Source organism: Micromonospora sp. SCSIO 07396, assembly GCF_053667945.1.
Window position 1 is genome coordinate 4,428,442 of the sequence record NZ_CM132210.1, and the last position, 13,805, is coordinate 4,442,246.

13 protein-coding genes are annotated in these 13,805 nt (G+C 73.9%); 5 read left to right on the top strand and 8 right to left on the bottom strand.

Going from position 1 to position 13,805, the window contains the following annotated elements:
- Positions 1–288: 288 nt before the first annotated feature.
- Positions 289–1,251: a TIGR03557 family F420-dependent LLM class oxidoreductase gene (locus tag ACWCHM_RS18885; protein WP_281899422.1), complete on the top strand. Its 963-nt coding sequence runs from the start codon at positions 289–291 to the stop codon at positions 1,249–1,251.
- A gap of 165 nt (positions 1,252–1,416) precedes the next feature.
- Here the strand turns inward: ACWCHM_RS18885 and ACWCHM_RS18890 are convergent, their stop codons facing one another.
- The 8 genes from ACWCHM_RS18890 to ACWCHM_RS18925 form a co-directional block, all read right to left on the bottom strand.
- Complete coding sequence (locus ACWCHM_RS18890) at positions 1,417–2,529, bottom strand: hypothetical protein (RefSeq protein ID WP_454219234.1); 1,113 nt, start codon at positions 2,527–2,529, stop codon at positions 1,417–1,419.
- Positions 2,526–3,044 (bottom strand): SigE family RNA polymerase sigma factor, encoded by a 519-nt coding sequence (locus tag ACWCHM_RS18895; protein WP_204957139.1) that lies wholly within the window; start codon positions 3,042–3,044, stop codon positions 2,526–2,528. Before ACWCHM_RS18895 ends, ACWCHM_RS18890 begins: the two co-directional genes overlap by 4 nt.
- 91 nt (positions 3,045–3,135) lie before the next feature.
- On the bottom strand, positions 3,136–3,960 hold the full coding sequence (locus ACWCHM_RS18900; RefSeq protein WP_454219235.1) for an endonuclease/exonuclease/phosphatase family protein: 825 nt from the start codon (positions 3,958–3,960) through the stop codon (positions 3,136–3,138).
- A gap of 10 nt (positions 3,961–3,970) precedes the next feature.
- Entirely contained in the window at positions 3,971–5,464 is a 1,494-nt protein-coding gene (locus tag ACWCHM_RS18905) for a phosphatase PAP2 family protein (RefSeq protein WP_281899428.1), read from the bottom strand.
- 83 nt (positions 5,465–5,547) lie between these two features.
- Entirely contained in the window at positions 5,548–6,549 is a 1,002-nt protein-coding gene (locus ACWCHM_RS18910; protein WP_204957133.1) for a YihY/virulence factor BrkB family protein, read from the bottom strand.
- On the bottom strand, positions 6,542–7,549 hold the full coding sequence (locus ACWCHM_RS18915; RefSeq protein ID WP_204957131.1) for a diacylglycerol/lipid kinase family protein: 1,008 nt from the start codon (positions 7,547–7,549) through the stop codon (positions 6,542–6,544). The genes ACWCHM_RS18910 and ACWCHM_RS18915 overlap by 8 nt, the downstream gene beginning before the upstream one ends.
- Positions 7,550–7,652: 103 nt before the next feature.
- Entirely contained in the window at positions 7,653–8,231 is a 579-nt protein-coding gene (locus ACWCHM_RS18920; RefSeq protein WP_204957130.1) for a Clp protease N-terminal domain-containing protein, read from the bottom strand.
- A complete protein-coding gene (locus ACWCHM_RS18925) occupies positions 8,231–8,467 on the bottom strand; it encodes an HTH domain-containing protein (RefSeq protein WP_088642213.1) in 237 nt (78 codons plus the stop codon). Before ACWCHM_RS18925 ends, ACWCHM_RS18920 begins: the two co-directional genes overlap by 1 nt.
- A gap of 115 nt (positions 8,468–8,582) precedes the next feature.
- Between ACWCHM_RS18925 and ACWCHM_RS18930 the strand changes: the two genes are divergently transcribed.
- From ACWCHM_RS18930 to ACWCHM_RS18945, 4 genes are all read left to right on the top strand, one after another.
- Positions 8,583–9,410 (top strand): PP2C family protein-serine/threonine phosphatase, encoded by an 828-nt coding sequence (locus ACWCHM_RS18930; protein ID WP_204957128.1) that lies wholly within the window; start codon positions 8,583–8,585, stop codon positions 9,408–9,410.
- 53 nt (positions 9,411–9,463) lie between these two features.
- The gene (locus tag ACWCHM_RS18935; protein ID WP_204957127.1) at positions 9,464–10,294 is read left to right on the top strand and encodes a universal stress protein; all 831 of its coding nucleotides are present in this window, start codon (positions 9,464–9,466) and stop codon (positions 10,292–10,294) included.
- Positions 10,295–10,419: 125 nt separating this feature from the next.
- Positions 10,420–12,822, top strand: a complete 2,403-nt coding sequence (locus ACWCHM_RS18940) for a phosphoketolase family protein (protein ID WP_454219237.1) — start codon at positions 10,420–10,422, stop codon at positions 12,820–12,822.
- Positions 12,823–12,895: 73 nt separating this feature from the next.
- Positions 12,896–13,762: a universal stress protein gene (locus ACWCHM_RS18945; RefSeq protein WP_204957124.1), complete on the top strand. Its 867-nt coding sequence runs from the start codon at positions 12,896–12,898 to the stop codon at positions 13,760–13,762.
- The last annotated feature ends 43 nt before the right edge of the window (positions 13,763–13,805 follow it).

The following is a 13,805-nucleotide window of genomic DNA, read 5'->3' on the forward strand; positions in this document are numbered from 1 at the left end:
ACTCCCTGGCCGCGTGCGGACCAGCGTAGGGCCACCGGGTCGGGAAGGCAACCGGTTAAGTTGCCTGCCTGTCCCCGCCGACCCTGTGGCGACCCACGCCGACCGCGAGCCGCCACAGGGGGCGGTCATCCCCACCACAGGATGTGACACCACCAGCCTGAACCGGTTAAGCCGGACCTTAGACCGCCCTCCCGTCACCGTCAAGAGGGACCCGGCCACACATCCGAGGTTGACCGGCACCGGCCAGGGGTATCCGGTGACGATCGTCGCCCGGAAGGAGAAACCAGGATGGTCCGCGTCGGCTACACCCTGATGTGCGAACAGACCGGCCCCAAGCAGTTGGTCGACCACGCGGTGCGGGCGGAGGCGGCCGGTTTCGACCAGCTGGTCATGTCCGACCACTACTATCCGTGGCTCGACGCGCAGGGCCACTCCCCGTACGCCTGGTCGGTGCTCGGCGCGGTCGCCCACGCCACCAGCCGGGCCGAGCTGATGTCCTTCGTGACCTGCCCGATCCGCCGCTACCACCCGGCGGTGGTGGCGCAGAAGGCCAGCACCATCGGGGTGCTCTCCGACGGGCGATTCACCCTCGGCCTCGGCGCCGGGGAGAACCTCAACGAACACGTGGTCGGCGGCTGGCCGCACGTGCAGCAGCGGCACGAGATGTTCTCCGAGGCACTCCAGATCATCCGTCCGCTGCTCAACGGCGAGACGCTGACCTTCTCCGGCAACCACTTCGACGTCCCCGACGCCTACGTCTGGGACCGGCCGGAACGTCCCGTTCCGATGGCCGTCGCCGCGTCCGGGCCGTCGTCGGCCGCCCTCGCCGCCGAGTACGCCGACGGCATCGTCGCCACCGAACCCGACTCCCGGATCATCCAGCTCTACGACGACGCGGGCGGTGCCGGGCAGCCCCGCTACGGCCAGGTGGCCATCTGCTACGGCCCCGACGAGGCCGAGTGCCGCAAGATCGTGCACGACCAGTTCCGCTGGTTCGGCAGCGGCTGGAAGGTCAACGCCGACCTGCCCGACCCGGAGGCGTTCGCCGCCGCCACCCAGTTCGTCCGGGAGGAGGACGTCGCCGACGGCATCCCCTGCGGCCCCGACGTCGACCGGCACGTCGAGGCGTTCCGCGCCTTCGTCGACGCCGGCTTCACGCACGTGGCGATCGTCCAGGTCGGCGGGGACAGCCAGCCGATGTTCCTGGACTGGGCGCAGGAACAGCTGCTGCCCCGACTGCGCGAACTGTGACCGCCGTGGCGGGTCGGGCCGGGTCGCGTACCCGGCCCGACCGGCCTCGACGCGTTGCGGCGGGCTCCGGCCGCACCCCACCCGACGGCCGTCCCGGACCGGTGGTCGACCTGCTCCTGTGACAAGGGCGGAGGGCGCGGCGTGTCCGCTCCCCGCCGGTCGACGTCACAGCGGACGCCAGGTCGATTCGTCGTCGTGGTCGGCGACCGGCCGGAGAGCGGCGGCCAGGTCCCGGGCCCCGTCCTGGCCGCCGAGCGCGGCGCTGCCCGCCGGACTCCCCGTTCCCACCATTGCCCGGCAGCCGGCGCAGCCGGGCACGCCACCGACCGACCAGGTGCCGGGCCCGTCATGCTGGACGAAGGTCCACGCCGGTCGGCCGTGCACGACGCCCGTCGGATCATCCGGCCGGTCGCCGCGCTCCAGGCCGACGGTCAGGTCCGCACCGGCAGCGGAGGAACCGGGGAGCCGGTAGTCGAGAGTGACCGTGTCCCACCGGCCGTCCCGCCAGCGCATCCGGGTCTGGTGGAGCCGGGCGTCCGACGGCAGCGCCACCGGCTGGAACGGCACCCGTACCGGTTGCCGCTCCCACACCATCCCCTCGGCCACCCGCCGTAGCACCTCCGCAGGCCGGTCGACGGTGACAGCGGTGATCGTGACCCAGGCGTCCGGGGCGTACCGCCAGGACAGCACCGTCTCCTTGCCGTCGGGGCTGGTGTGCAGGAAGGCGGGATGCCCCTGCACCGGCTCGACAGGTGAACCCGGCGGGGTGGGCCACGGCGTCGGGCCGCTGCGTAGCTTCCCCGCGTTCCTGTTGTCCCGGGTCAACTGGTCGGTGAAGAAGTCCACCCCCCGCGCGCCCACGGTCACCGCGACGCTGCCGACCAACCTGCGGGCCTGGGTGCCCTCGAACGGCGTGTGCCGGGCCGCCCCGATCGTCTGCCGGTCCGCAGCGGTGGAGAGGCTCCGTTCGGGCAGGTCGGCCGGTAGCCAGGTCAACCGGAAGAGCTGCCGGGCCGGATCGAAGGCGGTCGGCGCGACCGTGGGCGGCCAGGTCCGGTCGGCCGGGGTCGGCGACTGTCGTACCCCCAGCAGGGCGGTGATGCCGAGCAGCGCCACGGCGGTGACCACCGCCGTGGCCGCCACGGCCAGCCGGCGGCGACGCCGTACCGTGCGCTTCCCCGCCGTCACCAACGCCGCTGCTTCCGGTCCTCCGGTCGGCAGGTCGTCGGCGGCCCGGGTCAGCATCTCCCGGACCTGGGTCTCGTCGTCGTGGATCATCGGGTCACCTCCGTCGGGTCCGCCAGCGGCAACTGCCGGCGCAGCGCGGCCAGCCCGCGCGCGGTCTGGCTCTTGACGTTTCCGGCCGAGCAGCCCAGCACCTCGGCGGTCTGCTCCACGCTCAGGTCGGCGTAGAAGCGCAACACCAGCACCACCCGCTGCCCGGGTGGCACCGCCGCCAACGCGGCCCGCACCGCGACCGTGTCCACCACCGCGTCGGTCGGCGGGGCACCCCTGGGCTCCGGCTCCGGCGGACGGTCGAACAGGCGCACCCCGAACCAGCGGGACCGACGCTCCTGCCGGAACGCGTTGACCAGCATCCGGTGCACGTACGCCCCGATGTCGTCGGCGGCCCGCGCCCGGTCCCACTGCACGTACAACCGGGTCAGGGTCTGCTGTACGACGTCGTCGGCACGGTGGGCGTCGCCCCCGGTGAGCAGGTACGCGGTCCGGCGCAGCTTCGGTGTCGCCGCCGTCACGAAGTCGACGTACTCCTGCCGTTGCGTCGCGTGCATCGACCACTCCCCGTCCCGGACGCTGGCACTGTCACCCGTAGCGATGGCGGTGGGGGCGCAAAGGGTTGCACGGGTTCCCGGGGCGGGCCGGTCAGGCCGGGTCGAGGTCCAGCTCGGCGACGACCGGGTAGTGGTCGGAGGCGTACTCGGTGTCGCCGCCGCGTACCACGTGGACGTCGCGCAGCCGGGCGGCGAGCGCCGGGGTGCCAAGCAGGTAGTCCAGCCGCATGCCGGAGAACTCGACGCCCCCGCCGTGCCGGGTCGGCGCGGTCAGTCCGGTCTCGGCCGACCCGGCCGGGTCAGCCGGTCCGGCGGCATGGGTCCAGAGGTCGACCAGGCCGCCGGCGAGCAGCCGGGCCACCGCCCGGGTGTCCACCGTCCGCCCGTCGCGGCGCAGGTGCCGCCGCCGGTACGCCGCCGGCAGCCGGGCCACCCGCCCGGTGTGGTCGGTGCCCGGGTCGAGGGTGTTCAGGTCACCGGCGAGCAGCGCCAGCTCCCCCGGTGCGCGGCGCACGGCTGCGGCGAGCCAGCCGGCCTCGATCCGCCGCCGCAGCCCGGTGTACGGGTCGAGGTGGGCGCTGAGCACGGTGAGCGGCCCGGCGCTGGTGGCCAGCTCGACCCGCTGCGCCGCGTGGTGCAACGGCCGACGTACCGGCCCGGCGGAGCGGATCCGCCACGGCGGGCGGACCAGCACCGCCACCGGCTGACCGAAACAGCTGCGGGCCAGGTGGGGGCGCATTCCCAGCCGGTCGGCGAACCCGGCCAGCACCCCCGGCCGGTCGAAGCCGCGCAGCTCCTGCACGGCCAGCACGTCGGGGGCCTGCGCGGTGACGACCCGGCACACCAGGTCCCGCCGGTCCGGGCCGGTACGGTCCCGGCCGCCGGTCCTGATGTTCCAGGTCATCACCCGCAGCACGGTCGGCGACTCAGCCGGGCTGGCCGGCCTTGGCCAGCTCGTCGTCCAGCTCGTCGACCTGCTCCGACTCGATCTCGGGCCGGTTGCCCTGGTAGACGTCGGCGTTGGGCCGGATCACCCAGTAGAGCAGACCGATCCACAGGCCGCTGAGGATCAGCGCGCCCATGAAGTCGGTCGGGTGGTGCATGCCCCGGTACATGCGGGAGGTCGCCACCCCGACCGGCATGATCACGGCCATCGCCACGAAGAGCCACCGCCACCAACGGTCGGTACGGACGAACACGATGATCGCGATGACCAGCCAGAGGCAGGTGGTCGCGGCGATGTGCCCGGACGGGAAGGACGAGGTCGGCATCTGCCCGTCGAGGTTCTCCACCGCCGGGCGGGGCCGGTCCACCACCCGGGCCGAGGCGAGGAACAGGCTCAGCTCGCCGAAGAGGGCCAGCACCACGAAGAGCACCGGGCGCCACCGCTTCCAGATGGCCAGCACCAGCGGGCAGAAGACCAGCGAGACGATCAGGATCGCGTGGGTGTCGCCGAACTTGCTCCACCACCAGCTCAGCTCGGTGAGGAAGTCGGTGTGCCGGTCGGCGAACCAGCGCGGCACGTCGGTGTCCAGGGTCTCGAAGACGGTGCCCTTGGCGTGGTAGCTGACGTAGGTGCCGAAGCCGTACAGGGCACCGAAGACGATCACCCAGCCGACCAGCAGTTCGGCGACGGCCGAGCGGGGGTGCTCCAGCACGTGCTCCTCGGCCGGGGCGGGGGTGATCTTGTCGCCGGCCTCCGGTTCCAGCCCCTCGGTCAGCGGCGGCACCGGCCGGCCCCGCTCACGCCGCCACAGCCGGAAGGCGTACGCGGTGACGCCGAGCCAGGCCGCGCCGAGCAGCCAGCCACCGATCACGTCCGAGACGAAGTGCACGCCGAGCGCGATCCGGGTCAGCCCGATCAACGCCACCAGCACGGCGACGACGGCGATCGCCGGCTTGCGCCAGCGGGGCGACATGGCCGGCAGGAAGACCAGCAGCAGCGCCCCGTACGCGACGAACGAGCCAAGCGCGTGCCCGCTGGGGAAGCTGTTGCCGGGGGCGCTGGCGACCGGCACGTCGACCACCGGGCGCAGCCGGCCGACCAGGGCCTTGAGCGACGGGTCGAGGATCAGCCCACCCACCCCGGTGACGATCAGGTAGACCGCCAGCCGGGACTGGCGACGGATCAGCAGGGTGACCACGGCGATGGTGACCAGCCAGATCAGCACCGGCCGACCGCCCAGGTCGGTGACCGCCTGGAGTACGGTGACCAGCGCGTGGTGCGGGGCGACGAGCCCGTTGAACCACTCGGCCGCCTCGTGGTCGGCGTGGTACATCGGGCTCCACTTGAACCGGACGAGCATCAGCAGCAGCCCGAAGGCCACCCCCGCGCCGGCCACGGCCAGCAGGCCGACGACGCTCCGTTCGGCGAAATGGCCGAGCGGCCGTCGGGCCGTTGACTCCTTGACCGCGGTCACCCCGCACCTCCCTTGCGTCGACGTGGCGAGGCGCGCTGTACCCGATTCCGCCACCGCGTACACGCCCGTCCGGTGTGGCGGGCTCAGAGCGCGGTCATGTCACCGGTGTCGAACAGTTCGCCGCGCTCGGCGTCGGGCTCCCACAGGTCGGGTTGGGCGGGCTCCGGGGCCCCGATCCGCATCGCCTCCAACTGGGCGGCGAAGGACAGCCCGCCGAACAGCGCCATGCCGGTGAGGTTGGCCCACAGCAGCAGCGCCATCATCCCGGTCAACGCCCCGTACGTCTGGCCGAAGCCGCCGCCGAACTTGACGTACGCGGCGAGCAGCAGGCTGGCCAGCCACCACAGCGCGGTGGCGATGCCGGCGCCGAAGTAGAGCCAGGACAGACCTGGCTGTTTACGCCGGGGCGCGTGCCGGAAGATCACCGCCACCGCGACGACGGTCAGCACGAGGCTCAGCGGCCAGCGCACCACCTCCCACACCCCGGCGGCGAGATCACCCCACTCGTAGTGGCGCTGCACCGACTCGCCCATCGCCCCGCCGCCGACCAGGATCAGGAAGCCGGCCAGCGCGGGCAGGCCGGCGACCACGGCGAGCACCGCCGCCCGCAGGTACTTCCACAGCGCCGGGCGGTCCCGTTCCACGCCGTAGATCCGGTTGGCGCCGCGCTCGATCTGGGCCATCGTGGTGGTCAGCGCGGCCAGGCCGGTGATCAGGCCGAGGGTCAGCGCCAGTTCGCCGGTGCTCTCGGTGCGGTCGCCCTCGCCGAGCAGCTCCTGCACCACCTGTTCGCTCTGCCCGGGGGTCAGCGCCAGCACGGTGTCGGCGACCACCCGGCCGCCCTCCTCGACGCCGAGGTCGCTGATCAGGCCGGTGAGCGCGATCAGGAACGGCACCACGGCGAGGCAGAGTTGCAGGGCGAAGGCCCGGGAGTGGCTGAACCCGTCGCCGTAGCGGAACCGGATGAACGCGTCCCGCATGAGCTGCCAGCCGCCGTGACGGCGCAGGGTGCGAAAGGCGTCGTCGGCGGAGAGTTCGTCCGACGCCATCAGCCGGGTCTCCGGGACGAGCCGGGTGCTACTCACGGCGGGCTTCCCCGACCAGTTTCTCCCCGCGCCGGGCCGCCGCGTCGGCGTCGTGGGCCAGGTCGGGGTCGCCGGCCGGGCGTGGCACGCAGAGCCACAGCGACTCGGGTCTGATCTCGGCGGTCAGGGTGCGCCCCGGCGCGATCAGGTCGCCGTCGAGCTGCCGGGGCTGGGCCCGGTTGCTGGTGATGACGACCTTGCGGGCCCGGTGCACCTCCATCCGGGGGACGCTGCCCCGGCGGCGGACCAGCGCCCAGCCCATGGCGAGCCAGTGCCGCACCCGGTTGGGGGTGAGCACGGCCACGTCCAGCCAGCCGTCGTCGGGTTCGGCGTCGGTGAGCAGGCGCACCCCGCCCTGGAGCCGCCCGACGTTGGCGACGAGCACGGTGCGGGCGCGGCGACGCATCGGCGGCCGGTCGTCGATGCGGATGCTGAGCCGCATCGGGCGGTCCCGCAGGTGCTTCGCGGCCCCCACCACGTACGCGGGCCAGCCGATGCGGGCCTTGGTGGTCTCGGAGGTGTCCGCCAGCATCTGCGCGTCGAAGCCCATCCCGGCCATCACCGCGAAGCACTGGTCGTCGACGACGCCGACGTCGAGCCGGCGGCGGCCCCGTTCGACGGCCACCTGCAGGCCGGCGGCGAGGTCGTTGGAGAGCCCCAGGTTGGCGGCGAGCAGGTTGCCGGTGCCCTGGGGCAGCACGGCGAGTTCCACGTCGGTGCCGGCCAGCGCGGTGACGCAGGCCATCACCGTGCCGTCGCCGCCGCAGGCGAACACGAGTTCGGCGCCGGCAGCGACGGCCTGCTCGGTCTGCCCCCGGCCCGGGTCCTCGGCGCTGGTCTCGTACCAGGTGGGGGCGGGCCAGCCGGCGGCGGCGAGCGCCTCGTCCACGGTCGCGCGGAACCCGTCGAGATCGGTCACCTTGGTCGGGTTGACCACCACCGCCGAACGCGGGGGGCGGTCGCCGCCGGTCACCGTACGCTTCTGCTCTGCACCGTCCACGGCGTCAGTGTGCAGCACCCCGGCCCGGTCAGCGACCCGGCGACGACCGACGTTGCGTTGACCGCAAACAGGTTTGAGCCGGGCCGGACCGGGGGGTGGCTGGTCAGGCCGCCGTACGCAGCGCCGACTCGATCCGGCGGCGCAGGTCGTCGAGGTCCGCGCCGGCCTCGGTGAGCACCGTCGCGCCCAGGCCGCCGCCCTCGCGGAGCACGCCGAGCAGCAGGTGTTCGGTGCCGATGTGCCGGTGGCGCAGCCGCAGGGCCTCGCGGAGCGCCATCTCCAGTGCCGTGCGGGAACGCCGGGAGAGCGGCCCGCCGAGCGGTCGGCGCAGTCGCCACCGGCGGCGGGGGGCGGGGGCCGCCTCGCGCAGGGCGTCGGGGCCGAAGGTGTCCTCGATCCGGGCGACGATGGCCGCGAGGTCGATGCCGATCTCGCGTAGCGCGGCGGCGTCGGCCTCGCCGAGCCCCGTGCCGCCGTCGCCGGTCTGCCGCCTGATCCGGGCGCGCAGGTCGTCGGCGTCGAGGCCGGCGGCGGTGAGCACCCGGCAGGCGAGCCCGTCGCCGTCGGCCAGGACGGCGAGCAGCAGGTGTTCGGTGCCGACGGGTCGTTCCCCGTCGGCACGGGCCTGCTCAACCGCGTGCTGGACGACCGCGCGGGCGCGGTCGGTGAACCGTTCGAACATCATGCCTCCCCGGTGCCGTGGACCGCCGGTCGCCCGGCGTGCTTCTTGTGGACCGCCTGCCGGCTGACCTCGAGCGCGTCGGCGATCTCCTGCCAGGACCAGCCCTGTCGTCGGGCGTTGTCCACCTGGACCACCTCCAGCCGTTCGAGGAGCCGGCGCAGGGCGCGCACGGCGCGCAGGCCGACCCGGGGGTCGGTGCTGCCGGCGGCCGCCGCGAGTTCCGTCGCCTGACTCATGCTGTCAATTTACGTTGACACGCCTCAGGCGTCAACCCGAGTTGACAGCAGCGTCGCGTACCCGACACGACTCCGGACGGCCCGATCCGGCCGGCGGCGGTGCTACGGTCCGCTGGTGTTCCGTCGCCGCACCGCTGACCAGCCCGTCGAGGCGGCCCGCCGGCTGCCCGTCGGCCGGGTCGGGTGGGAGATCGCCGGCGGCACCGTGGCCGGCCACCGGTACTCCGCCAACTTCGACGCCCTGCACGTCGACCCCGACCTGCCGTTCGCGGTGGTCGTCGACGGCATGGGCGAGGGCGAGGGCAGCCGCGTCGCCGGCGACACCGCCCGCGACACCCTGCACGAACTGGTCCGCGCCGGCTGGCCCGCCGTCGGCCCGCGCGAGCTGCGCGCCGCGATCGCCGAGGCCCAGATCCGGGTACGCCGGGCCGGCGCCGCCATCGACGAGCTGGCCGGCTGCACCCTGACCGCCATGCTCGCCCAGCCCGACGGCGAGCTGGCCTGGATCGTCCAGCTCGGCGACTCGCGGGCCTACCGGCTACGCGACGGGCTGCTGGAGCTGGTGACCGTGGACCACACGATGGCCTGGCTCGGGGTGCTGCACGGCTGGTGGCCGGCGAACTCCCGGGAGGCCGCCCGCGCCCGCTACCAGCTGCTGCGCTACCTCGGCCACCCCGACCGGCCGGACCCGGACCTGCTCGGGGTGCCGCTGCGCCCCGGCGACACCTGGCTGCTGTGCACCGACGGGGTCAGCGACCAGCTCGACTACCACCGGCTGCGGGACCTGCTCGCCGAGCCGGACCCCACCCGGGCGGTACGCGGCCTGCTCGCCGCCAGCCTGGCCGAGGGGGGCAGCGACAACGCCACCGCCGTCGTGCTGCGCGTCCACCCGGCGGGCACCCGTCCGACTGATCCGGCTCCACCGCCCGCCCGCCGCGACTAGCGTCGGTTCCGACGGCGTGCCCGCGCCGTGCGGATTCCCGGGAGGTGAACCGGATGACCGGGTCCACGGGCGGGCCGGTGGTGGTCGGGGTCGGGCCGGCACCGGCCGACCTCGCGGTGGTCCGGCTGGCCGCCCGGGAGGCCGCCGCGCACGGCCGGGGCCTGGCCCTGCTGCACGCCTTCAACTGGGAGGCCGCCCTCGCCGCCCCGTCGGTGGCCGGCAGCCGGGACGCCGCCGAGGACCTGGTCGCCCGCGCCGCCACGGCCGCCAACGAGGTCGAACCGGCGGTGCCGGTCAGTGGGGAGATCGTCGAGGGGGCGCCGGTCGAGGCCCTGATCCGCCGCTCCGGGACGGCGTTCCTGGTGGCCATCGGGGACGGCGGGATGGCCGGCTGCGGCGGCTGCGTACCGGCCGACGCCCCGGCCGTGCAGCTCGCCGCCCGCGCCGGCTGCCCGGTGCTGGTCGTCCGCCGCGACCCACCGCCCCCGGGCCCGGTGCTGGTCGGCGTGGACGGCTCGGCCAGTTCCCGGGTCGCGCTCGGCTTCGCCTTCGGGTGTGCCGCCCGCCGGCAGGCCCGGGTCATCGCGGTCCGGGTGATCGAGCCGGAACGACCCGACGACGGCGACGACGTGCTCCGCACGCTGGTCGGCCAGGCCCGCCGGCACCACCCGGACGTGCCGGCGGAGTGCCACACCGTACGCGGCGACCCCGGCACCGTCCTGGTGGAGCAGTCCCGCTCGGCGCAGGTGGCACTGGTCGGCGCGCGGGGCGACCAGCCGGGGCGGGGAATGCTGGGCGAGGTGAGCCAGACCCTGCTGTACCACGCGCCCACGCCGGTCATCGTCGTCCGTGGACTGGTTTCCGCCGGGGCGGGCGGGGCATGACGTCCCCAACGGCCGGGACCAACGGCCCTGACCGGTGACCGGGCGATCACGAAGACTGGGTCTGCCCGGGGCGAATCGGCGCTTCCGGGTGCAGAACCCCCCGACCCGCGAGAGGCTTTGGCAGCATGGACACCGCTCTCGACCTGCACAGCCCCCTGACCGACGACGAGCTGCGCCGGCTGGACGCCTACTGGCGGGCGGCGAACTACCTCACCGTCGGGCAGATCTACCTGCTCGACAACCCGCTGCTGCGCGAGCCGCTCGCCCCCGAGCACGTCAAGCCCCGGCTGCTCGGCCACTGGGGCACCAGCCCCGGCCTGAACCTGCTCTACGCCCACCTCAACCGGGTCATCGTCAACCGGGACCTGTCGGCCATCTTCGTCACCGGCCCCGGCCACGGCGGCCCGGCCCTGGTGGCGAACACCTGGCTGGAGGGCACCTACAGCGAGCTGTACCACTCGGTCAGCCGCGACGAGACCGGCATGCAGCGGTTGTTCCGCCAGTTCTCCTTCCCCGGCGGCATCCCGAGCCACGTGGCACCGGAGGTGCCGGGTTCGATCCACGAGGGCGGCGAGCTGGGGTACGCCCTGAGCCACGCCTACGGCGCCGCCTTCGACAACCCGGACCTGCTGGTGGCCTGCGTCATCGGCGACGGGGAGGCGGAGACCGGTCCGCTGGCGGGGAGCTGGCAGTCCAGCGTCTTCCTCAACCCGGCCCGCGACGGCGCGGTGCTGCCGATCCTGCACCTCAACGGCTACAAGATCGCCAACCCGACGGTCATGGACCGGATCCCCACCGAGGACCTGCTCGACCAGATGCGCGGCCACGGCTACCAGCCGTACCTGGTCGCCGGGGACGACCCCGAGCAGGTGCACCAGCTCCTCGCCGCCACCCTGGACCGGGCCTGCGACGAGATCGCCGAGATCCAGCGGGTGGCCCGCTCCGGCGGCCACGTCGAGCGCCCCCGCTGGCCGATGATCATCCTGCGGACCCCGAAGGGCTGGACCGGCCCGGCCCAGGTCGACGGCAAGCAGGTCGAGGGGACCTTCCGCGCCCACCAGGTGCCCATCGCCGAGGTACGCGACAACCCGGCGCACCGGGCCGAGCTGGAGCGCTGGCTGCGCAGCTACCGGCCGGAGGAACTCTTCGACGCCACCGGCGCCCCGGTCGCCGAACTGACCGCGCTGCCGCCGAAGGGCGAGCGCCGGATGAGCGCCAACCCGGTCACCAACGGCGGTCGGGTGCTGCGCGACCTGACCCTGCCGGACTTCCGCGACTACGCCGTCGACGTCAAGCGGCCGGGTGAGCCGGTGGTCGGCGCGGCCGGGGTGCTCGGCACCTGGGTCCGCGACGTGATCACCGCCAACCCGCAGACCTTCCGGCTGTTCGGCCCGGACGAGGTCGCCTCCAACCGGCTCGGTGCCGCGTTCGAGGTCACCGACCGGTCCTTCGACGGCCGGATCGAGGCCACCGACGACCACCTCTCCCCCGACGGCCGGGTGATGGAGGTGCTCTCCGAACACCTCTGCGAGGGCTGGCTGGAGGGCTACCTGCTGACCGGCCGGCACGGCATCTTCACCAGCTACGAGGCGTTCATCCACATCGTCGACTCGATGGTCAACCAGCACGCCAAGTGGCTGAAGGTGACCCGGGGCATCCCCTGGCGGGAGCCGATCGCCTCGCTGAACTACCTGCTCTCCAGCCACGTGTGGCGGCAGGACCACAACGGCTTCTCGCACCAGGACCCCGGCTTCATCGACCACGTGGTCAACAAGAAGGCCGAGGTGGTCCGGGTCTACCTGCCGCCGGACGGCAACACCCTGCTCTCCACCATGGACCACTGCCTGCGCAGCCGGCACTACATCAACGTGGTGGTGGCCGGCAAGCAGCCCGCCCCGAACTGGCTGACCATGGACGAGGCGGTCCAGCACTGCCGACGCGGCCTGGGCATCTGGGACTGGGCCAGCACCGACGAGGGCCAGGAGCCGGACGTGGTGCTCGCCTGCGCCGGTGACGTGCCCACCCTGGAGACCCTCGCCGCCGCCGACCTGCTCCACCAGCACCTGCCCGAGCTGAAGGTGCGGGTCGTCAACGTGGTCGACCTGATGCGGCTCCAGCCGTCGTCGGAGCACCCACACGGCCTGCCGGACAACGAGTTCGACACCATCTTCACCCGGGACAAGCCGATCATCTTCGCCTACCACGGCTACCCGTGGCTGATCCACCGGCTCACCTACCGCCGGGCCAACCACGACAACCTGCACGTGCGCGGCTACAAGGAGGAGGGCACCACCACCACCCCGTTCGACATGGTGATGCTCAACGACCTGGACCGCTTCCACCTGGTCATCGACGTCATCGACCGGGTGCCCGGCCTGGCCGCCCGCGCCGCCCACCTGCGCCAGGAGATGGTCGACACCCGGCAGGCGTGCCGCGACCACACCCGCCGCCACGGCGAGGACGACCCCCGTGTCGCCGAGTGGCGCTGGCTCCGCGAGACCCACCCGCAGCAGCTCGACGGGCAGTGACACCTCCGCGGCCCGAGGTGGGCCGGTCACCGGCCGGCCCACCCCCTGCCACCAGCCAGGAAAGGACGAGACGATGAAGCCCGACGAGATCCTGGTCGGCTACGACGGCTCCGCCGACGCGGGCGTCGCCGTGGACTGGGCGCTGGCCGAGGCGCGGCGCACCGGACGCCCGGTCCGGCTGGCGTACGTCTTCGAGTGGATGACCGTCGCCGGCTGGGTCGGCCCGGGGGTGGCCCCCGGGGTCTGGCCGGATGACGACGCCCGGCGGCAGGTCGAGGAGCTGGTGCACAAGGCCGCCTCGGACGCCGCCGCCGCCTGGCCCGGCGTCACCGTGCACGGTGAGGTCTTCGACGGCCCGCCCGCGTTGGTGCTGGAGGAACGTTCCGCCGAGGCCGGGTTGCTGGTGCTCGGCAGCCGGGGCCACGGCGGGTTCACCGGCCTGCTCGCCGGCTCCACGGCGGTGTCGGTGGCCGCCCACGCGCACTGCCCGGTCGTGGTGGTGCGCGAGGCGCAGGCTACGGTCACCGGCCCGGTGGTGGTCGGCTTCGACGGCTCCGAGCAGGCCGGCACGGCGCTCGGGTTCGCCGTGGAGCGGGCCGCGCAGCGTGACGCCCCGCTGCTGGTGCTGCAGGCATTCGAGCCGCCGGACGACCGCTGGCGGCCCTCCGACCCGGACGCCGAGGCCCGGCTCGCGGCGGACCGGGCCACGATCGAACAGGCTCTCTCCGGGTGGCGGGAGACGTTCCCCGAAGTGCCGGTGACGGTGGAGATCGCACCGGCCCGACCGGCCGCCGCGCTCGTCGAGGCGAGCCGGGAGGCGCAGCTCGTGGTGGTCGGCAGCCGGGGTCGGGGCGGGCTGCGCGGGATGCTGCTCGGCTCGGTCGGCCAGCAGCTCATCCAGCACGCGCACTGCCCGGTCGCCGTCATCCGGGAACGCTGACCGCCAGGCCCCGGGTCCCGCGTTGATCCACCCGCCGGTCCCG

Excerpts from the sequence above, each read along its gene's own strand:
- ACWCHM_RS18935 (WP_204957127.1), top strand. The coding sequence starts at position 9,464 with ATGACCGGGTCCACGGGCGGGCCGGTGGTGGTCGGGGTCGGGCCGGCA.
- ACWCHM_RS18945 (WP_204957124.1), top strand. The coding sequence starts at position 12,896 with ATGAAGCCCGACGAGATCCTGGTCGGCTACGACGGCTCCGCCGACGCG.
- ACWCHM_RS18940 (WP_454219237.1), top strand. The coding sequence starts at position 10,420 with ATGGACACCGCTCTCGACCTGCACAGCCCCCTGACCGACGACGAGCTG.
- ACWCHM_RS18920 (WP_204957130.1), bottom strand. The coding sequence starts at position 8,231 with ATGTTCGAACGGTTCACCGACCGCGCCCGCGCGGTCGTCCAGCACGCG.
- ACWCHM_RS18890 (WP_454219234.1), bottom strand. The coding sequence starts at position 2,529 with ATGATCCACGACGACGAGACCCAGGTCCGGGAGATGCTGACCCGGGCC.
- ACWCHM_RS18925 (WP_088642213.1), bottom strand. The coding sequence starts at position 8,467 with ATGAGTCAGGCGACGGAACTCGCGGCGGCCGCCGGCAGCACCGACCCC.
- ACWCHM_RS18885 (WP_281899422.1), top strand. The coding sequence starts at position 289 with ATGGTCCGCGTCGGCTACACCCTGATGTGCGAACAGACCGGCCCCAAG.
- ACWCHM_RS18895 (WP_204957139.1), bottom strand. The coding sequence starts at position 3,044 with ATGCACGCGACGCAACGGCAGGAGTACGTCGACTTCGTGACGGCGGCG.